The following is a 19,157-nucleotide window of genomic DNA, read 5'->3' on the forward strand; positions in this document are numbered from 1 at the left end:
AATGATCTGAAAGGATGATTCAATTCATAAAAACTGTTCTTTTTCCTGCAAATGGTCATGCCCTGATGACATCCTCGTCACCGGCGTCTTTCAGCTGCCTGGTCAGGGTGAAGGCTTCAAGGCCGCTCTGTGCCTTGAATTCCCTGAACAGCGTTTTTTCTCCGCTCTTCGACGGTACGACACTTTTGAAATTCTTATAGTGCCGCCTGAGTGCACCGGCAGTGATCCCTTCTGCATGACCGGTTTCGACGGCTTCAAAAAACTCGACCACTTTGACGATCTCCTCCGTCGTCCAGTCCAAATCCAGCGGATAACTGTATTCCTGCGCCAATTTCATTCACCTCTACATGATAAAAGTAAAAAATAAAAGGCGTCATAAAGACGCCTTCGATATTACATGGAGTGGATCGGTCTGCCCAATGCAACTTCAGCCGCTTCCATAGGAATCTCACCTAATGTCGGGTGTGCATGGATAGTCAGAGCGATATCTTCCAGAGTGATGCCTGTCTCGACAGCAAGCCCGAGCTCCGCAATGATGTCGGAAGCACCGTCCCCTGCAATTTGTGCACCAAGTACAAGTCCGTCTTCTTTGCGTGCAACGACTTTGACGAAACCGTCTGATTTGTTCAGACCGAGTGCACGGCCGTTGGCTCCGAACGGGAACTGGCCTGTGACGACTTCGTGGCCTTCTTCTTTGGCGTCCGCTTCGTTGAGTCCGACAGTCGCCAGCTCAGGTTCTGAGAAACATACCGCCGGCATGCCGATGTAATCGACTTCCGATTTCTCGCCTGCAATCGCTTCAGCAGCGATTTTGCCTTCGTAACTCGCTTTATGGGCCAGCGGCAGTCCCGCAACGATATCACCGATCGCGTAGATGTTGTCGATTGAAGTTCTTGACTGCTTATCCACTTCAATCAGGCCGCGGTCATCCTTCTTGATGCCGAGCTCATCCAGGCCGATCTCTTCAGTATTCGGTTTACGGCCGACGGTGACCAGTACGTAGTCGGCTTCGATTTCCTGGGTTTCACCTTTGGCTTCGTAAGTGACTTTCACGCCGTTCTCTGTTTCTTCGGCAGATTTCGCCATCGCCTGAGTGATGATTTTGGTGCCCTTCTTCTTGAGGTTGCGTTTGACGAGTGAAGTCATGCGCTTTTCGAAACCGCCGAGAATATCTTTCTGTCCTTCAAGGATCGTCACTTCCGTACCGAAGTTTGCATATGCTGTACCGAGCTCCGTACCGATGTAGCCGCCACCGATGACAACGAGTTTTTCAGGTTTTTCCTCGAGTGCAAGCGCACCTGTCGAATCGATGATGCGTTCACCGAATTTGAAGCCCGGGATTTCGATTGGACGGGAACCTGTAGCGATGATCGCATTTTTGAACTTATAAGTCTGGGACTGCTTTTCATCCATGACCTTCATCGTATTGTTGTCGACGAAGTAGGCTTCACCTTTGACCATCTCGACTTTGTTGCCTTTCAGCAAACCTTCGACACCGCCGACCAGTTTGTCGACGACGCTCTGCTTGAAAGACTGGACTTTGGTGAAATCAAGGCTCACACCTTCAGTCTTGACGCCCATTTCCTCACCGTTCAGCGCTTCCTGGTAACGGTGGGATGAAGAGATGACCGCTTTCGACGGTATACATCCGACGTTCAGGCAAACTCCGCCCCATGCTTCTTTTTCAACGATCGTCACTTTCTGGCCTGTCTGTGCTGCACGTATTGCCGCAACATAACCTCCAGGACCTGCACCAACTACAATTGTGTCTGTTTCAATAGGAAAATCTCCAACTACCATTCCAACTATCCCTCCATGAGTAATAATTCCGGATTATTCAATAATCTCTTGATATGATTTAATGCAGTTTGGGCTTTCATGCCATCAACCTGCCTGTGATCATAGCTCAATGATAACGCAAGAACACGTGCCGGCACAACCTGACCGTCCCTGACCACAGCTTTTTCCTCGATACGGCCGATGCCGAGGATCGCCACTTCCGGCTGGTTGATCACCGGAGTGAAGTGTGAACCGCCTGCAGAACCAAGATTTGAGATCGACATGGAGCCGCCTTTCATCTCATCACCCGACAATTTTCCGTCGCGTGCTTTTTCTGCAAGCTGATTGATTTCATCCGAGACTTCAAACATCGACTTCTTATCGGCATCTTTGATCACCGGGACGACGAGGCCGCGTTCGGTGTCCGCCGCTATACCGACATTGTAATAATGTTTCTGGATGACTTCCATCGTTTCACTGTCGATCGAAGTGTTCAGTTCAGGGAATTTCTTGAGTGTTGAAACGACCGCTTTGACCACATAAGGCAGGAATGTCAACTTGACGCCCTGCTCCGCAGCAATCTCCTTGAACTTCTTGCGGTGATCCCAGAGATCATCCACGATGACTTCATCAAGATGCGTCACGTGAGGGGAAGTCTGCTTGGAGTCGACCATCGCTTTGGCGATCGCTTTCCTCATGCCGGACATCTTTTCCCTTGTTTCACGTGCTTCATCCGCTGAAGCACTTGCAGCAGGCTGAGCTTCTTCCCGGCCGCCCTCTTCAGATGCCGCCTGTTCCGCATCATCGGATTCAGCCGGAGCGTCGCCGCTCTTGAATGCCTCTATATCTTCTTTGGTCACGCGGCCGTTTTTACCGGAACCGGTCACCTGGTTGATATCGACATCTTCTTCACGTGCGAATTTGCGTACTGACGGCATGGCGATTACACGGCCGCCTGAAGTCTCTTCTTTTTCTTCGGATTCGTCTTTGGACGCCTCTTCGGGTTTGCTGTCTGCTTCTTTCGGCTGCTCTTTTTCCTCTTCTTTGGAGTCGTCTTCTTTCTCTTCTTCAGAGCTTTCTTCTTTCCCGGCCGCTTCTTCAGACCCGCCGCTGTCTTCCGACCCGTCATCAATCGTCACGATGACAGTGCCCACGGTGGTCACTTCGCCTTCTCCAACATGAATTGTTTTGACCGTCCCGTCCACCGGCGATGGTATTTCAACCATCGCTTTATCGTTCTGGATTTCAGCGAGCACATCATCTTCCTTGATTTCATCGCCTTCTGCGATCATCCACTTCGCGATTTCGCCTTCATGGATACCTTCACCGATATCTGGCAGTTTAAATTCAAAAGCCACTGTAACTCCTCCTTTTTCAGGTGTTTACCATTTAGAAATTGTATACTTCTTTTGCAGTTTCAATGATATCATCTTTGTTCGGCAGCCATACTTCTTCCGCCTGTGTGAATGGATAGACGGTATCCGGTGCCGTCACACGTTTGACCGGTGCTTCAAGACTCAGGATCACACGCTCCGACAGCTCGGCTGCAACATTTGCTGCAATCCCGGCCTGACGCTGTGCTTCCTGCACGACGACCACGCGGTTCGTCTTCTCTACAGATTCGATCAATGTTTCGTAATCGACCGGGGATACGGTCCTCAGGTCGATGACCTCGGCCGATATGCCCTCTTCTTCAAGCGCTTCTGCAGCTTTCAGTGATTCCTGGACCATTGCACCGTATGCAATCAGTGTCACATCGGTGCCTTCCCGCTTCACTTTGGCCTTGCCGATTTCAACTGTGTAGTCTTCTTCCGGCACATCTTCACGGAAAGAACGGTATAATTTCATATGCTCAAGGAAAATGACAGGATCGTTGGAACGGATCGCTTCAATCAGCAGGCCTTTAGCATCCACCGGATTTGATGGAATGACCACTTTCAGGCCCGGGGTCTGGGCCATCAGACCTTCCAATGAATCCGCGTGCATCTCAGGTGTATGCACACCGCCGCCGAATGGCGCTCGGATGACGACGGGCATCGGCTTGGAATTGCCTGAACGGTGACGGTGCCTTGCGATCTGACCCGCAACCCCGTCCATCGCTTCAAATAAAAACCCGAAGAACTGTATTTCGATGACCGGACGGTATCCTTCAAGCGTCAGGCCGAGACCCATGGATACGAGGCCGCTCTCTGCAAGTGGTGTATCGAATACGCGCTCTTCGCCGAATTCTTTCTGCAGGCCTTCCGTCGCACGGAAGACACCGCCGTTGACACCGACATCCTCACCAAAGACAAGGACGTTTTCATCGTTTTTGAGTTCAGTGGCCATCGCTTCAGTGATTGCCTGAATCATTGTCTTTTCAGCCATTATCTATTTCGACTCCTTTTCTTTGTAGACTTCATACTGTTCTTGTAAGTTCGCAGGCATATCTTCATACATGATTTCCATCAGCTGCGTCACAGTCTGTTTATCTGTGGCATCCGCCTCTTTGATCGCTTTTTTAACATCTTCTTTAGCCTGTTCCATGATTTCATTCTCTTTATCTTCGTCCCACAGGTCCTTCGACTCGAGGAATTTACGGAAGCGCACAAGCGGGTCCTTCTGCTCCCACTCGGAATCTTCATCGGAAGTACGGTAGCGCGTCGGGTCATCCCCTGCCATCGTGTGCGGCCCGTAACGGTAGCACAGTGCTTCGATCAAGGATGGGCCCTCACCGTTCACTGCACGGTCCCTGGCATCTTTCGTCACTTTGTATACGGCGAGCGGATCCATGCCGTCCACCTGTACACCCGGGATGCCCACAGAAACCGCTTTCTGAGCCAATGTTCTCGCATTCGTCTGCAGATCGACAGGTGTCGAGATTGCGTAGTGGTTGTTCTGGACGAAGAAGATTGCAGGTGCCAGGTAGGCGCTCGCGAAGTTCATACCTTCATAAAAATCGCCCTGCGACGTGCCCCCGTCGCCCGTATAGGTGATTGCCACCGATTTTTTTCCGCGCTTCTTGATGCCGAGCGCGACCCCGGCGGTCTGTACAAACTGCGCGCCGATGATGATCTGCGGACTTAAAGCGTTTACACCTTCGGGGAATTGGTTCCCTTTGAAGTGTCCGCGTGAGAAGAGGAACGCCTGTGTCAACGGAAGACCGTGCCAGATGAGCTGCGGTACGTCCCTGTAGCCCGGGAGGATATAATCTTCCTGTTCAAGCGCGTACTGGCTGGCAAGCTGTGCAGCTTCCTGACCTGCAGTCGGCGCATAGAAACCGAGACGCCCCTGTCTGTTCAATGATATGGAACGCTGATCCAGGACACGCGTCCAGACCATGCGCGTCATCAATTCCACAAGCTCATCGTCTGATAAATCCGGCATGTCAGCCTCGTTCACCACTTCCCCCTTTTCGTTCAGAATCTGGTACATTTCAAATTTGTCTTCGATTTCTTCCAATGTTTTCACAGGATCGAATCCTTTTTTAGATGCCATGGAATGTTCACCGAACCTTTCACATTTTTAATGTTTATTTTGTATCTATTACCTTTAATTTTATCACACCCTGTTATAACAGTAAATTTCAATGGTGTGAAACAGTTTGTGATAATCCTTAATTTAAAGGGAATGAACATGCGAAACAGAAAGATCTGTTATATTACACGACGTTATTCTGCAAATATACTGTAAACTTCGTCCTTCACTTCATTTAACCGTTCCGTCGCCGTCGCAAACTCGCTCTGCAATATAGACAGCGCTTCATACTCTTCATTGAGCGTGTTGATGCGGTCATCGATGGTATCCTGATTCAGTTCTTCCGTCTGCAGGTGTTCGAACAGGTTCATCTCGCTTCCCAGCACGGACTCGAAGGCTCCCATCAGCTCATCATGCACGTCGTAACGTTCATCCGCCGCGGCGATCAATGCTTCCGCCTGCTGTCTGTACTCCGCGTTGCTGATGTCATCGATCTCTTCAGATGCTTCCGCCGCCTGCTCTTCAGAAGCAGCCATGACTTCCTGTTCCTCCCTGATCAGTCCGAGACGTTCCTCCGTATTGTCAGCCAGCGCTTCCCCCATCTCAGTCAATTCACTGCGTTCAGCAGTCGGAAGGCTGTCCTGGATGCGCCCGCGCTCATTTTCAAGTGCATTATATTCTTCACTGATGTCGCTGATTTCCGCTTCAATATCCAGCGTCTCCTGGAATTCTGTGTAGAAGCCCTCCAACTCATCCATTTCGTTGCTGCATGATGCCAGCAGAAAAACCAAACCTGCCATCATGAGCCCGGCAATCTTCTTCATTAATAAAGTCCTCCATAATATCCAGATTTAAATGGTTACCAGATGTTATCTATCACGGTCATTTATAGTATACTATAAATATTCCTACACAAAAACAGGAGGGTTTGCCTTGTTGACAATGAAAGATATCGTACGTGACCCGGATCCCAGACTCAGGACCAAAGCCGAAGAGGTCACCGATATAGATGGAGAGACGGTTTCACAATTGAAAGAGATGAGGGAATATGTGATCAATTCCCAGGACGCGGAGACGGCGGAAAAATACGGACTGCGTCCCGGTGTGGGCCTTGCCGCACCCCAGATAGGCCTTAATAAGAGGATGCTCGCAATCTATGTGGAGAATGAGGATGGAGAAGCGGAATATGATTATATGCTGATCAATCCTAAAGTGAAGAGCCATTCCGTGAACCAAACCTATCTGCCCGGCGGTGAAGGCTGCCTCAGCGTCGATGAAGATATCGAAGGGCTCGTCCACCGGTATCAGAGGATACGTGTCACAGCAACGACGACAGACGGGGAGAAAATCGAAATCAAAGCGAAAGGTTACCTCGCGGTCATACTTCAGCATGAACTGGATCATCTGGACGGCATCCTGTTTTATGACCACATCGACAAAGACTTTCCGAACGATCCTAAAATCGGCGCCAAGCCGCTGGAATAACAAAAACCCGTGACACCACGGGTTTTACAGGAAATCATCCCGGCGTTCTTTGAACGGGATGTTTTTTTCATAGAGCAGGGGTTTCAGTTCATCAAAAGTGTCCAGGTCCAATACTTCCGGATCTTTGCCGTGCCTCGGGCGGTGGACATCTTCAGCATCTGAATCCGCTGCATATTCATAGGTCATCACCACGCCTTTGTCACGGACGTTGAACTCGAGGCGGCTGAAATTCCGATCTTCACGCTCCGCCTCCATTAGTATGCGGGTCAATAAGTTTTGTGCTTTCACAAGTTTCCCTCCATTCACTACTATTATAAAGTCTTTGCATGCAAGTCGTCTATATTGTAGAATAAAAAGTAAGTGGATGGGGGATGCAGTCATCATGCTCAAACGGTCATGCCGCATATTCAGGCAGGGACCGGGACGCATTCCCGGAAGAGAATGTTCATTAGGCAGTGAATTCAGGAAGTGAGAATGATCCTAAAATTGTGCTTAACTTATATGAGCACAATTTTTTTGATGATATTTAGATCAACACTATATATATTTTTAATAAAAAGGAGAAATGGACATGGCAGTATTCAAAGTGTTTTATCAGGAAAACCTGACCGACCGCATCATTCGTGAAGATACGCATACAAAGTATTTCGAAGCAGAGTCGGAAACGGAAGTCCGCAGGATTTTAAGCGACTCGGGTTACAATATCGAGCTTGTCGAGGAACTCAGCGATGCTCACCTGAATTACGAAAAAGAAAACAATTCACAATTTAAGGTGGAGAATTTATAATGTCACTTGAAAAACAGGAAGTCGGCGTATACGCACTGGGCGGCCTCGGTGAAATCGGCAAGAACATGTATTGTGTCGAATATAAGGATGAAATCATCATCATTGATGCAGGCATCAAGTTCCCGGATGACGAGCAGCTCGGCATCGACTATGTCATTCCCGACTACAGCTATCTGATTGAAAACCAATCCAAAATCAAAGCACTCATCGTTACACACGGGCATGAGGACCACATCGGCGGTATACCGTTTCTATTGAAAGAGATCAACGTACCGATTTATTCCGGTCCGCTTGCACTCGGGCTGATACGCAACAAATTGGAAGAGCATCGCTTGCTGCGTACGGCGGAATTGAATGAAATCCAGGAGGACAGCGTGCTGGACTTCGGCAATATGACCGTTGATTTCTTTCTGGTCACACACTCCATACCGGAAGCGTACGGAGTGGTCGTCAGGACACCGGAAGGCAACATCGTGCACACCGGTGACTTCAAGTTCGACTTCACGCCTGTCGGTGAGCCGGCAAACATTGCCAAAATGGCCCAGCTCGGCGAGGAAGGCGTCTTATGCCTCCTATCCGACTCGACGAACGCCACCGTCCCGAACTTCACAATCAGTGAAAAATCGGTTGGACAGAATGTCGAGGATATATTCAGGAAGTGTACGGGCAGGATCATCTTCGCGACATTCGCATCCAATATCTACCGCGTACAGCAGGCGATCGATGCCGCAGTCAAACTGGACCGCAAGATCTGCATTTTCGGACGCAGCATGGAAAACAACATCAAAATCGGTACGGAGCTCGGCTACATCAAAGCGCCGCCCGAAACATTCATCGAACCGAAGATGATCAACAAAATCGAAAAGCACAAAGTGATGATCCTGTGTACAGGATCACAGGGGGAGCCTATGGCGGCACTGTCCAGGATCGCCAACGGCACCCACCGCCAGATCAGCATCATCCCGGATGACACAGTCATTTTCAGTTCTTCACCGATTCCGGGCAACACACTGAGCGTCAACCGCACGATCAATTCATTGTTCAAAGCCGGAGCGGATGTCATCCACGGCCGTCTCTCCAACATCCATACTTCAGGTCATGGTTCCCAGGAGGAGCAGAAACTGATGCTGCGCCTGATCAGGCCGAAATATTTCATGCCGATCCACGGGGAGTACCGCATGCTGAAACTGCATAAAGACCTGGCCGTCTCCACAGGCATGGAAGAGGAGAATGTCTTCATCACGGAAATCGGCGACGTCGTCGCACTGACAAAAGATTCGGCGCGCTTGAGCCACCGTGTACAGGCAGGGACAGTGTTTGTTGACGGCATAGGCATCGGGGATATCGGAAATATCGTCCTCCGTGACCGTAAGGATCTGTCCGAGGAGGGGCTGGCCATCGTCGTCGTTTCCATCGACTTCGAGACGAAGCAGCTGCTCAGCGGCCCGGACATCATCTCCCGCGGATTCGTGTACATGCGTGAATCCTACGGACTCATCCGCAGTGCGGAGAGGAAAATAAAAGACGATGTGACCAAGCTGCTTGAATCCAAGGAGAATGTCGAGTGGTTCAACGTCAAACAGCTCATCATCGAAGAACTCAGCCAGCACCTTTACAGAAAAACGAAACGCAGTCCCATGATCCTGCCAATGATCATGAGGATCAATGACGAGAAACTCCAAAAGAAGTAGTAGATGAAACAACCGCCCCGGCAGATCTGCCGGGGCGGTTTTGGTGTCTCCATCATCTTAAGTCTTCACGGCAGTCACTGCCGCCACGCCTCTAATCCATCATCTTCTTTTCAAAAGCCGTCAAATCACTGTCCCCGCCGATCGCAATCAATACATCATCACGTTCTATCTCCAAATTCGGGTCCGGTGAAATGATGATCGAGTCATCCCGTTTTATTGCTATGATGCTGATGCCGTAAGTCGCACGGATATCCAGCTCGAGGATCGACCGCCCCGCCAGTTTCTTTCCGGCAAGATATTCCACGACCGAGAATTCATCGCTCAGCTCCAGGTAATCCAGCACCGAACTCGACATCATCTTGTGGGCGATGCGGCGGCCCATATCTCGTTCCGGGTGGACGACATAATCTGCACCGATCTTCTCGAGCACCCGGGCGTGGTACATGCTCTGTGCTTTCACGGTGACTCTCTTGACGCCGATATCCTTTAAAAGAAGTGTGGTCAGGATACTCGACTGGATGTTGTCCCCGATCGCCACGATGACATGATCGAAATTTCTGAGCCCGAGATCCTTCAGCACGGACTCTTCCGTTGTATCTGCAATCACCGACTGAGTGGCGATATCCTGAAAATCCTTCACCCTTTCCTGATCCCTGTCAATGGCAAGCACGTTGGCATCCAGTTCATTCAGCTCCTCCACTATGCTGCCGCCGAATCTGCCGAGTCCGATCACTGCGAATTCCTTTTTCATTCCTGACTCCTCCGCTTCTTAAAACATCTTTTCCAACCATAATTCATATAATAAACTTCCTGCTGTAAAATTCAACAAATAAATGAAAAAACCGCGTCCTGTGACGGACGCGGCCAAATTGACCAGGCCTAGTACCCTTCCTCATTCCTGCCTTCCACATATTCGGTGTTGAATATGAACAGCCTCAGGAGAAGTATGATACTCGGTATCAACAGCAGCAGTCCAAGTATGAAAGCGATGGTCAGGCTGAAAGCCATCGATTCATTTACAACACTTGTGTTGATATCAATATAAGGGTACAGGATGTACGGCAGCTTGCTGATGCCGTATCCGTAGAATGCAAAGCCGAATTGAAGCATGATCATGATGAAGGCGAGCCCGAAGTGCCGCTTCCTCCATATCAGGAAGACCGCGATGATCATCGACAGCAGGCTCAGGCCGAATAGATACCAGTAGTCCTGCGCAGCCACGAAGTGTTCAAGGTTGTGTTCCCTTAAGCTTAAGAACGTGAACTGGCTGATTACAAGCATCGGCAGTGTCCAGATCATGAACCAGCCCCTGAATGTTTCCATGGCACTTTCATTTTTCGCTTTTGCTGCATAGTAAGTCAAAAATCCGCTGGATATATAAAGGACCAGTATGATCGCCAGGAAAACGACGGTCCAGGCATAGGGGCTGAGCAGCAGCTCCATGACATCGAGCTGCACCCCGTCACCATCCCCATAAATATATCCACCCTCCGAGATCACCAGCACCACCGATAGTGATGCCGGAATCAGGAGACCAGTCACCCCGTAAAGGAACGCCCACGATTTACGCGGTTTTGTCGCATAGGAATTGAATGCATAATAACTCCCGCGGATGGCAAGCAGAATCAGCGCGATGCTCCCGGGGATCAGCAGTGTCGTGCCGAAGTAGTAAGCCGTGTCGGGATAAAACCCGACGATGCCGACGAAGAAGAACACGAAGAAAACATTCGTCACTTCCCAGACCGGGCTCAAATAACGCTGGATGATATGACTGACTTTCCGGTGCTGTCCGGTCTGTATCGCATAATAGTTGAAGAACCCCGCACCAAAGTCGATGGCTGCGACGATGATATATCCGTATAGAAAGGTCCAGAGCACCGTGATGCCGATCATTTCATAGTTCAAGTCCATCATTTGGCATCCACTCCCTCACCATAATATTCCGCGCGTGAAGATTCGGCTGAGCTGTTGTTGAACATTTTGATCAATACATATGCACATGTAAACCCGAGCACGATGTATAGTATGATGAATGCGATCAGCACCATGCCAAGACCTTCCGCATTCGTCACGGCTTCCGCCACCCGCATATAGCCGCGGATGATCCACGGCTGACGGCCCATCTCAGCCAGGAACCAGCCTGCCTCGATGGCCATCATGGATAACGGTCCGGTCAGGAAGTAGGCGTATAACAGTGCCGGATGATGTTCATTGAACCGGGTGAACTTCTTGACGATGAAGTAAATCACCGAGACACCGAAGGCATACATCCCGAACATGACCATCAGGTCGAAGAAATAGTGTATGACCAGAGGCGGATGCTCTTCTTCAGGTATATCGTTCAGTCCGGTCACTTCCGTATCGAAGGAATTGCCTGACAGGAAGCTGAGCGCCCAAGGGATCCTGAGGGCATAGTTCACTTCCTGGTTTTCCTCATCCAATATGCCGAACAAGACCAGGTCGGCATGGGTTTCGGTCTCGAAATGCCATTCCATCGCCGCCAGTTTTTCCGGCTGCTCGTTATGAAGGAATTTAGCCGAGAAGTCCCCTGCAACGATTGTGAGCAGACTCATGATGACACCGATGGACATCGTCACTTTCAAAGCCTTTTTATGGTACTCGCGGTCTTTTTCAAATTTATTTTTGATGAGCTTGTATGCGGCGATTGATGCAAGGATGAATGCTGCTGTCATATACGCCGTCGCGACCACGTGGAAGACCCTCACATAGACTGAGGGGTTCAGCATCGCTGCCACAGGATCGATGTTGACGAATGTCTCTTCAGACAGTTCGAATCCGGCCGGTGTATTCATGAAAGAGTTCACCGAAGTGATGAATACGGCCGACAACGTGGAACCGATGACGATTGGTATGTTCAGCAGCCAATGATGCCAGGGGTTTTTAAAGCGTCCCCATGTATATAGAAAGATCCCAAGGAATATGGCTTCAAAGAAGAACGCAAAAGTTTCCATGAACAGCGGCAGCGCGATGATCTGCCCGCCAAGCCTCATGAAGTCCGGCCATATCAGTGAAAGCTGCAGGCCGATGATCGTGCCTGTCACGACCCCCACTGCAACGGTCACTGTGAAGCCTTTGGCAATCCGTCTTGCCATCGTCAAGTATTGCGAGTCTTTCTTTTTGATTCCCAGAAATTCCATGACCATGATGACTATGGGTATACCGACGCCGATAGTGGCAAAGATAATATGAAAACCAAGAGTACTTGCTGTTATTATACGTCCTAACAGAACATCATCCACTTAAATCACTCCTTATATCCGTACCCCTAATTATATAACCATTTCACCGCATTTCAATCGGTGTTACATGACAATATTGTGAAAAAATGTTCAATAAAGGCCGGGCGCTCCGAAAACGTTCATCCTGTTTCCATCCAAAAATGAAGACACATGAATCCACATCAGCCTGAGGTGAATTTCATGTGTCCGGGTTAACTTATATACGCTCTGTGTACTCTTTGATGAGCGCATTCACCGTTTCCGCATCCGGTGAACGCAATGCAGTTTCAGCCAGGTGTTGCATATCCGTCTTCTTGAGGTTTTTGATCTGCCTGCGCGCTTTCAACACACTGCCTGCACTCATTGAAAACTCATCGAGACCAAGGCCGATCAGGAGTGGCACCGCCTCAGGGTCCCCCGCCATCTCACCGCACATGCCGACCCATTTGTCCTCTGCATGCGCCGATTTGATGACGTTGTCGATCAGGCGCAGCAATGCCGGATGGCCGGGCTGATAAAGGTAGGAGACGTTCTCGTTCATACGGTCGGCAGCAAATGTATACTGGATCAGGTCGTTCGTCCCGATGCTGAAGAAGTCCACCACTTTGGCGAATTCATCCGCAAGGATGGCAGCCGATGGTATTTCGACCATGATGCCGACTTCTATATCATCTTTGACATCCACTTTATCCGCCTTCAGTTCATCTCTGCACTCGACCAGCAGTGCTTTCGCTTCCTCGAACTCCTGTATCGTCGCGATCATCGGAAACATGATTTTCAGATTCCCGTGCACGCTCGCCCGGAGCAGTGCACGGAGCTGCGTCCTGAAGAGTTCTTTATTGCCGAGGGCCAAGCGTACCGCCCTGTAGCCGAGGAATGGATTGAGCTCTTTCGGCATATCGAGGGCCGGAACTTCCTTGTCGCCCCCGATGTCGATCGTCCGCACGACGACGGGTTGATCATCCATTTTCTCAAGGACGCTCTTATAAGCTTCATATTGCTCATCCTCTTCCGGCAATGTATCGCGGCCCATATACAGGAATTCCGTACGGAACAGGCCGATGCCCTCTGCACCATTCGCAAGCACACCGTCCACATCATCCGGGGTGCCGATATTTGCAGCAAGCTCGACTGTCACGCCGTCCTGCGTCTTGGTTTCATCGCCCTTCAGTTCAAGCAGGTTTTCCCTTTCCTGCTCCAGGTTTTCGGCCTTCAGTTCATAGGCTTTGATCTCCTTTGCGGTGGCGCCGATGATGACATCTCCGACTGTGCCGTCAACGATCACCATGCCGCCGCCAGCGGCTGAAGCCGTCACCTCTTTCGTCCCCACGACTGCAGGGATTTCCAGGGAACGCGCCATGATTGCAGAATGGGATGTGCGCCCGCCGGCGTTCGTCACAAAACCTTTGACGAACCGTTTATCGAGCTGCGCGGTATCCGAAGGCGTCAGATCATCGGCGATGATGATGACCGCCTCATCAATGGATGCAGGGTCCGGCAGGGGACGTCCGAGCAGATGTGAAAGCACCCGCTTGGAGACGTCCTTGATATCTGCGGCACGCTCCTTCATATACTCATTTTCCATATTTTCAAACGTGCTGATGAACTGATCCCGCACTTCCACCAGTGCCTGCGGCGCGCTCCGTAATTCACCGGTGACCTTCTCTTCGATGGGACCGATGAATTCAGGGTCGTCGAGAACCAATAGGTGTGCCTCGAAAATGGCCGCGTGTTCAGGCCCTACAGCCTTTTCTGCATGGTTGCGGATTTTGGTGATTTCCACTTTTGTATTGTGGATGCTGTCCCTGAACTTTTGAACTTCCTCTGCCGATGCACTGCCTTCGATTGAAGTTTCAGTGAAATTCAAATCCGGTTCTGCGAGAGAGTAGGCTTTTGCCATCGCTATGCCCTCACTCGCACCGATTCCATTCAGTATTTTTGACATTAGCCAGTCAGCCCTTCTCTGCTTAATGTATCCGTCACCGCCTGCAGAGCCTCTTCCTCATCGTTGCCGTCTGCATAGACCGTGACTTCCGAATCTTTCCCCACACCAAGTGACATGACGCCCATGATGGATTTCAAATTCACTTTCTTGCCGTTGAACTCCAGCTGCAGATCCGCATCGAACTTCGACGCCGTCTGCACCAGGATCGTCGCCGGCCTTGCATGTATACCTGTTTCATCCGTTATAAAATATGATTTTTGCTCCATTGCTGATTAGCTCCTTTTTGTCATGAAATAAAATGATTATATTTGGGTTTATCCTTAACCGTTCACATCAACCTGCACAACAGCGAGAGCCGACAAAGTGTCAGCTCCCGGTTCAGGCAGCTTCATTCCTTAAATGCTGCATTACATGGTCGATATGGTCATTCCCGAGCTTCCTCATCAGATAGTAGCTGATTGCGGCCCCGAGAACATTGCCGATGATGGTCACAAGACCGAATCTGCTGAATTTCTGCTTTTTGCTTATTCTCCTGAAGACGAAAGGCGTAATTCTTTTACGGACCAGGTCACTCCCGATGCTTGTGGCCATGACCAGTGCGCGTGTAACGATGTCATCGCTCGTGGACGATACATCATCATGGTCTATCTCGAAGATTTCCTCAATCTCGCCGTGTATCTCCCTCATCAATTTGATGTCGGTGCCGACATCGAGGAACGGAATCGGCACAACGGCCGCTATGGCAGAAGTCCTCGCTTTCTTCTGCACAAGTGCCTGTGCTTTTTCCTGTTTATCCTTCAGATTTTGTTCAGTCATTTGATATTGAACCATAAATAACCCTCTTCTCTTCAAGAATACTTATCTAATGTTTACAATACCCAAATCTCCGGTTTTTAATCGTTGGCGAGCTTTATCGTTACAATTTTCAAATACTTCCCGTTCCTGTATCCGCTGGTCGTCCTGAAGTCTTTCGGCAGTCCTTTGACATCCTGCAGGGTATACCCGCGGCCCATGTGCTTCATCGTTTCATCAATCTGCTTTTTGAACTGGTTCAGCGTGAATGTCTCCAGGTTCTGGCTTAAGATCAGTTCTCCACCCGGTTTCAATATTTTAACGGCTTCACGTATCAATTTCGGGTAATCCCGCCCGACCTTGAAGACTTTCTTCTTATTGCGGCTGAAGCTCGGTGGGTCGATCAATATCGTATCGAACTGATGATCCTGCCTCTCCGCATATTTAAGGTAGTCGAAAGTATCCATGATATGGATATGGTGATTGTCGAGCGGCAGGTCGTTCACATTGAAGTTTTCCGTGACGAGCGCCGTCGTCCTGCCTGCCATGTCCACACTGGTGGTGGACATGCCGGAAAGGGCCGCTGCAACAGAAAATGAACCGCTGTAGGCAAAGAGATTCAAAAACGCTTCATTATGGGAGTGTTTATTTTTAAGCAGCGCCTTTCTAGTTTCCCGCTGATCGAGGAAAAGCCCCGTCATCGGCCCGGCCGTCAAGTTCACGTTGAAACGCATGCCGCTTTCCGTGACGATGATTCTTTCCGGCGCATTGCCCGTCACGGGAGTGTTCTCGATCTGCATCCGGCCGTCAATGGAGAACCTTGTCTGTTCGGTGATCGATTCCGGGGTGAGGGTCTCTATCAGCACCTGGACGACCAGGTTGCGGATCTTATATATCCCCGCGGAATAATAAGTGATCAGAAGGTGTCCGTTGAAGTCATCGATGGACAGACCGCCGATGCCGTCGCCTATTTCATTGAAGATGCGGAATACATCCGTATCCTCCTGATTATAAAGCGGTGTCCTCTCCTCGATCGCTGTAATGATCTTCTCCCTGATGAACCGTTCGTCTATCTGTACATCCTCATCCCTGCTGAGGATCCAGCCATGGGTCCGCTGTTCGAAGCTCATCATCGCATAACCGATGAATGCTCCGAGATAGTCCGTCAGCTCCACCACTTCACCGTCCTTCAAAAAGACGGCATCACTCAGGTCTTCTTCGGCGATATTCAACCGCCCTTTATGGAAAGGTCTTTCAGCGCCCTTTTTCAATTGTATAGTATTCATTCAAAACCATCCTTTGTAATGAGGAACCTGTGTATGATGCTTGCGGTGAGTGCACTGGTGCGGTCCCCCGCATCAAGCGCCGGTGCAGTTTCACTGATGTCGAAACTGACGAGGTTGTCCACGCCCGCAAGCCTTTCGATCAGGTCATGTATCTCCACCGAAGTGAACCCGTTCGGCAATCCCATGCTGACACCGGGTGCATACGCTTCGGCCACGGCATCCATGCACAATGTCGCAAAGACGTAGTCATAGTTGCCGAGCGCCTTGAACATGTAGTCCGTCACTTTGGGGGAGCTGCGCATCTCATTGATCTTCGCATAATTCACATTGAGCGCATCCGCGGTATCGAACAAGGTGCCGGTATTTCCGCTCTCCTGGATGCCGAGCACAAAATAATCCACATTGGTATCCTTGGTCAGTATCTGGTAGAACATGGTTCCGGATGTCGCCCGGTCCTCGATCCTGAGATCGAAATGCGCGTCGAAATTAAGGACCGCCATCTTTGCATCGGGATGCGCCTCGCGGACCCCGAGATAGTGCCCGTATAATGTTTCGTGCCCCCCGCCGATGATGAGCGGGAAGTCTTTATTGTTTAAGATTTCCGCCGTCGCGCTGCCGAGTGCCTGCTGTGAAGACTCCAGATCTTCCGTGCCCATCACGGTGCCGTAGTCGTAGATTTCTTCAGTATAAGGCAGGCCTGCAAGCTTTTCACGGACCTTGAAAGGCCCTTCCGCGGCTCCCGCGCGGCCTTTATTGCGCATGACGCCTTCGTCGGAGGCAAACCCGAGGAAGACGGGCGCCGGGTGCGCCGTCTCCTTCTTCCCATAATCCTCCAGTACCTGGTGGATCCTTTCTTTGACATCAGGATGATCAACGCGACCTTTGAGATCATGCTTTCTTATTTCTGTCATTTGTCGTCCCTCCATTGAATTCTTTAAAGATGCTGAACAGAACAAGCGGCGTCGTCAGCAGCACGAGTATGATGTTGAACGGCAGAATGAACAGCGACAGCTCAACATCATGGTAAACCGTCACAAACAGGCTCACCGTCAGTTTGAGCCACAATGCAATGATGACGATCATCTGCCTGTGGTAGTGGATGTTCTTCCACATGTTCATGACTGTGAAGAACAGATAGGCCAGAGCAAGCACCAGCGTCAGGAACAGGTTGATCCACTCATAGAGGTGGCTCATCTGTGACAATCTGAAATGACCTTCCGTGAACACACCCTGCCTGTTGTTGAACTCCACGCCGATGAATACAAGCACCAGCAGACCGAGCAGAAGCTCAAGATAGTTGACCTTGAGCCAGCCCGGCACGCCGATCTCCAGGAAATCTTTGATCCGTGTGAGCAGGCTGTTCCTGAACCGGTAGATCTTCTCCGAAAACCCGAGGTACTGGTTCGGATTCAGTCTGTTCATGCCCCGCTTGGAACTTCTGGACATATCCTCCCCGCTTCTTGCCTTCGGCTTTTTAAGGAAATTTTTGGATTTCGATAAGAAGACGCCCACCCAGAGTGCGAGCAGGGACAACACCAGCACCAGGGCGAAGAACATGTTGACGCTGAGCACATCCGCCGGGCTCAGTGCATCTTCGATATTCGCATACACCGCGTTTTGGGTGAAGAAATAAGCGACGCCGTAGAAGAACATGATGATCATGTAATGCTCTTTCCGGTGCAGCGGGTCCAAATATTCATTGAAGATGTTATAGAGCAGGTGAACCATGAATGCAATGAGGAAGAGGAGTGCCCACCATCCGTACACCTGCATCATCAATATGGTCGTGACGATGAATAAGAACAGCGCCAGGCCCATGAAGAAGAAAGACAGTACACCGTCATACCTGGTGGTGTCCCGGACCGTCTTGCCGATCATGAACATGAATACCCCGAATATGATCATGAGGATGCCGGCGATGATCGGGAAATCCCCGATCAGGATCGACAGCATATTCATCACCTCAAGGAAAAACGCGTTCACCAGATCCCATATCGTCTCTATATCGGCTTCGTCCACGGGAGTGCCGTCTGCCGCATCCCGGATCCTGCCCGTGTTGAATAGAATGAAAATGCCCAATATAATGAAGAACAAGCCGAGCAGCAGGCTGATGTGCACTTCACTCTGATCCCTGAATTTTTTTAACATCTGTTTCACCTCAGTCCCTCCCCATTATAGTAGAAATAGAGGAAGAATGCATTCTGTAAGTGACGGAAGGCGCATTTTAAGATGTGCTTCATCATCGGAAAAAACTTTTGAATATGTATGTTTAGCTTCACAGGGCGTGGGTATATATGGAGTACAGATAATAATATAATATATTGATATTCTCCCAGGAGAGTGATTCAAGTGGCTGGAAACAAAGATAAAAAAGATGTGTTCGAAGAAGAGAAGCGTGAACAGGCTCGCGAAGAAGAGCGTGGCGCAAATGAAAATACAAAAGATCTGGAAAGCAAAGATGCGAAAGAAGGCGAAGCGCAGACGAAAGAAGATCTGCAGGACGCCTATGAATAGCAATACAGCTTTACAGCTTCAAGGTTTGTAGTTTTAAGGTTTGGTTTCACAGCTTTATGCAAGAGGAAAGCACCCGCATGCGGGTGCTTTTTTGTGTGTCTGTGTGGGTGGCTGTCCGGGTTTTGTCTTCGGCTCCGGATGGGGATGCCGGTGCTGAGTCGGCTGTCCGGATTTTGTCTTCGG

Annotated in this window: 20 protein-coding genes; 4 read left to right on the forward strand and 16 right to left on the reverse strand. The window is 50.0% G+C overall.

Annotated features, from left to right (window positions below):
* Nucleotides 1-55: 55 nt before the first annotated feature.
* From BUA12_RS04055 to BUA12_RS04080, 6 genes are all read right to left on the reverse strand, one after another.
* Nucleotides 56-331, reverse strand: a complete 276-nt coding sequence (locus BUA12_RS04055; RefSeq protein WP_143146078.1) for a UPF0223 family protein — start codon at nt 329-331, stop codon at nt 56-58.
* A gap of 62 nt (nt 332-393) precedes the next feature.
* Nucleotides 394-1,800, reverse strand: a complete 1,407-nt coding sequence (gene lpdA, locus BUA12_RS04060) for a dihydrolipoyl dehydrogenase (RefSeq protein WP_072708543.1) — start codon at nt 1,798-1,800, stop codon at nt 394-396.
* A 5-nt stretch (nt 1,801-1,805) separates the two neighbouring features.
* Nucleotides 1,806-3,137 carry a dihydrolipoamide acetyltransferase family protein gene (locus BUA12_RS04065; RefSeq protein ID WP_072708545.1) on the reverse strand — a complete coding sequence of 444 codons (1,332 nt, stop codon included), beginning with the start codon at nt 3,135-3,137 and terminating at the stop codon, nt 1,806-1,808.
* A 31-nt stretch (nt 3,138-3,168) separates the two neighbouring features.
* Nucleotides 3,169-4,146, reverse strand: a complete 978-nt coding sequence (locus tag BUA12_RS04070; protein ID WP_072708546.1) for an alpha-ketoacid dehydrogenase subunit beta — start codon at nt 4,144-4,146, stop codon at nt 3,169-3,171.
* 3 nt (nt 4,147-4,149) lie between these two features.
* Nucleotides 4,150-5,256 carry a pyruvate dehydrogenase (acetyl-transferring) E1 component subunit alpha gene (gene pdhA, locus BUA12_RS04075; protein WP_072708548.1) on the reverse strand — a complete coding sequence of 369 codons (1,107 nt, stop codon included), beginning with the start codon at nt 5,254-5,256 and terminating at the stop codon, nt 4,150-4,152.
* 173 nt (nt 5,257-5,429) lie between these two features.
* The gene (locus tag BUA12_RS04080) at nt 5,430-6,059 is read right to left on the reverse strand and encodes a YkyA family protein (protein ID WP_072708550.1); all 630 of its coding nucleotides are present in this window, start codon (nt 6,057-6,059) and stop codon (nt 5,430-5,432) included.
* A gap of 109 nt (nt 6,060-6,168) precedes the next feature.
* Here BUA12_RS04080 and def point away from each other — a divergent pair, with 109 nt between their 5' ends.
* Nucleotides 6,169-6,720 (forward strand): peptide deformylase, encoded by a 552-nt coding sequence (gene def / locus BUA12_RS04085; protein WP_072708552.1) that lies wholly within the window; start codon nt 6,169-6,171, stop codon nt 6,718-6,720.
* 24 nt (nt 6,721-6,744) lie between these two features.
* Here def and BUA12_RS04090 read toward each other — a convergent pair whose 3' ends face one another.
* Nucleotides 6,745-7,008 (reverse strand): hypothetical protein, encoded by a 264-nt coding sequence (locus BUA12_RS04090; protein WP_072708554.1) that lies wholly within the window; start codon nt 7,006-7,008, stop codon nt 6,745-6,747.
* A 283-nt stretch (nt 7,009-7,291) separates the two neighbouring features.
* Between BUA12_RS04090 and BUA12_RS04095 the strand changes: the two genes are divergently transcribed.
* Together BUA12_RS04095 and rnjA are read left to right on the forward strand one after the other, a co-directional pair.
* A complete protein-coding gene (locus BUA12_RS04095) occupies nt 7,292-7,507 on the forward strand; it encodes a DNA-dependent RNA polymerase subunit epsilon (protein ID WP_072708556.1) in 216 nt (71 codons plus the stop codon).
* Nucleotides 7,507-9,198 carry a ribonuclease J1 gene (gene rnjA, locus BUA12_RS04100; RefSeq protein WP_072708558.1) on the forward strand — a complete coding sequence of 564 codons (1,692 nt, stop codon included), beginning with the start codon at nt 7,507-7,509 and terminating at the stop codon, nt 9,196-9,198. The genes BUA12_RS04095 and rnjA overlap by 1 nt, the downstream gene beginning before the upstream one ends.
* A 91-nt stretch (nt 9,199-9,289) precedes the next feature.
* Here rnjA and BUA12_RS04105 read toward each other — a convergent pair whose 3' ends face one another.
* From BUA12_RS04105 to auxA, 9 genes are all read right to left on the reverse strand, one after another.
* On the reverse strand, nt 9,290-9,949 hold the full coding sequence (locus BUA12_RS04105; RefSeq protein ID WP_072708561.1) for a potassium channel family protein: 660 nt from the start codon (nt 9,947-9,949) through the stop codon (nt 9,290-9,292).
* Between the two features lie 128 nt (nt 9,950-10,077).
* Nucleotides 10,078-11,103, reverse strand: a complete 1,026-nt coding sequence (locus tag BUA12_RS04110; protein ID WP_072708920.1) for a cytochrome d ubiquinol oxidase subunit II — start codon at nt 11,101-11,103, stop codon at nt 10,078-10,080.
* 5 nt (nt 11,104-11,108) lie between these two features.
* Nucleotides 11,109-12,458 (reverse strand): cytochrome ubiquinol oxidase subunit I, encoded by a 1,350-nt coding sequence (locus tag BUA12_RS04115; RefSeq protein ID WP_072708563.1) that lies wholly within the window; start codon nt 12,456-12,458, stop codon nt 11,109-11,111.
* A 196-nt stretch (nt 12,459-12,654) separates the two neighbouring features.
* On the reverse strand, nt 12,655-14,382 hold the full coding sequence (ptsP, locus tag BUA12_RS04120; protein WP_072708565.1) for a phosphoenolpyruvate--protein phosphotransferase: 1,728 nt from the start codon (nt 14,380-14,382) through the stop codon (nt 12,655-12,657).
* Nucleotides 14,382-14,648 (reverse strand): phosphocarrier protein HPr, encoded by a 267-nt coding sequence (locus BUA12_RS04125; RefSeq protein ID WP_072708567.1) that lies wholly within the window; start codon nt 14,646-14,648, stop codon nt 14,382-14,384. Before BUA12_RS04125 ends, ptsP begins: the two co-directional genes overlap by 1 nt.
* Nucleotides 14,649-14,760: 112 nt before the next feature.
* A complete protein-coding gene (locus BUA12_RS04130) occupies nt 14,761-15,213 on the reverse strand; it encodes a hypothetical protein (RefSeq protein WP_072708569.1) in 453 nt (150 codons plus the stop codon).
* Nucleotides 15,214-15,275: 62 nt separating this feature from the next.
* Nucleotides 15,276-16,460, reverse strand: a complete 1,185-nt coding sequence (locus BUA12_RS04135) for a class I SAM-dependent rRNA methyltransferase (protein ID WP_072708572.1) — start codon at nt 16,458-16,460, stop codon at nt 15,276-15,278.
* Nucleotides 16,457-17,371 carry a formimidoylglutamase gene (hutG, locus tag BUA12_RS04140; protein WP_072708574.1) on the reverse strand — a complete coding sequence of 305 codons (915 nt, stop codon included), beginning with the start codon at nt 17,369-17,371 and terminating at the stop codon, nt 16,457-16,459. The genes BUA12_RS04135 and hutG overlap by 4 nt, the downstream gene beginning before the upstream one ends.
* The gene (auxA, locus tag BUA12_RS04145) at nt 17,349-18,608 is read right to left on the reverse strand and encodes a lipoteichoic acid stability factor AuxA (RefSeq protein WP_072708922.1); all 1,260 of its coding nucleotides are present in this window, start codon (nt 18,606-18,608) and stop codon (nt 17,349-17,351) included. The genes hutG and auxA overlap by 23 nt, the downstream gene beginning before the upstream one ends.
* 201 nt (nt 18,609-18,809) lie before the next feature.
* Between auxA and BUA12_RS13015 the strand changes: the two genes are divergently transcribed.
* Nucleotides 18,810-18,974, forward strand: a complete 165-nt coding sequence (locus BUA12_RS13015; protein WP_178138216.1) for a hypothetical protein — start codon at nt 18,810-18,812, stop codon at nt 18,972-18,974.
* Nucleotides 18,975-19,157: the final 183 nt, after the last annotated feature.

Source organism: Lacicoccus alkaliphilus DSM 16010 (genome assembly GCF_900142805.1).
GTDB classification, from domain to species: Bacteria; Bacillota; Bacilli; order Staphylococcales; family Salinicoccaceae; genus Lacicoccus; species Lacicoccus alkaliphilus.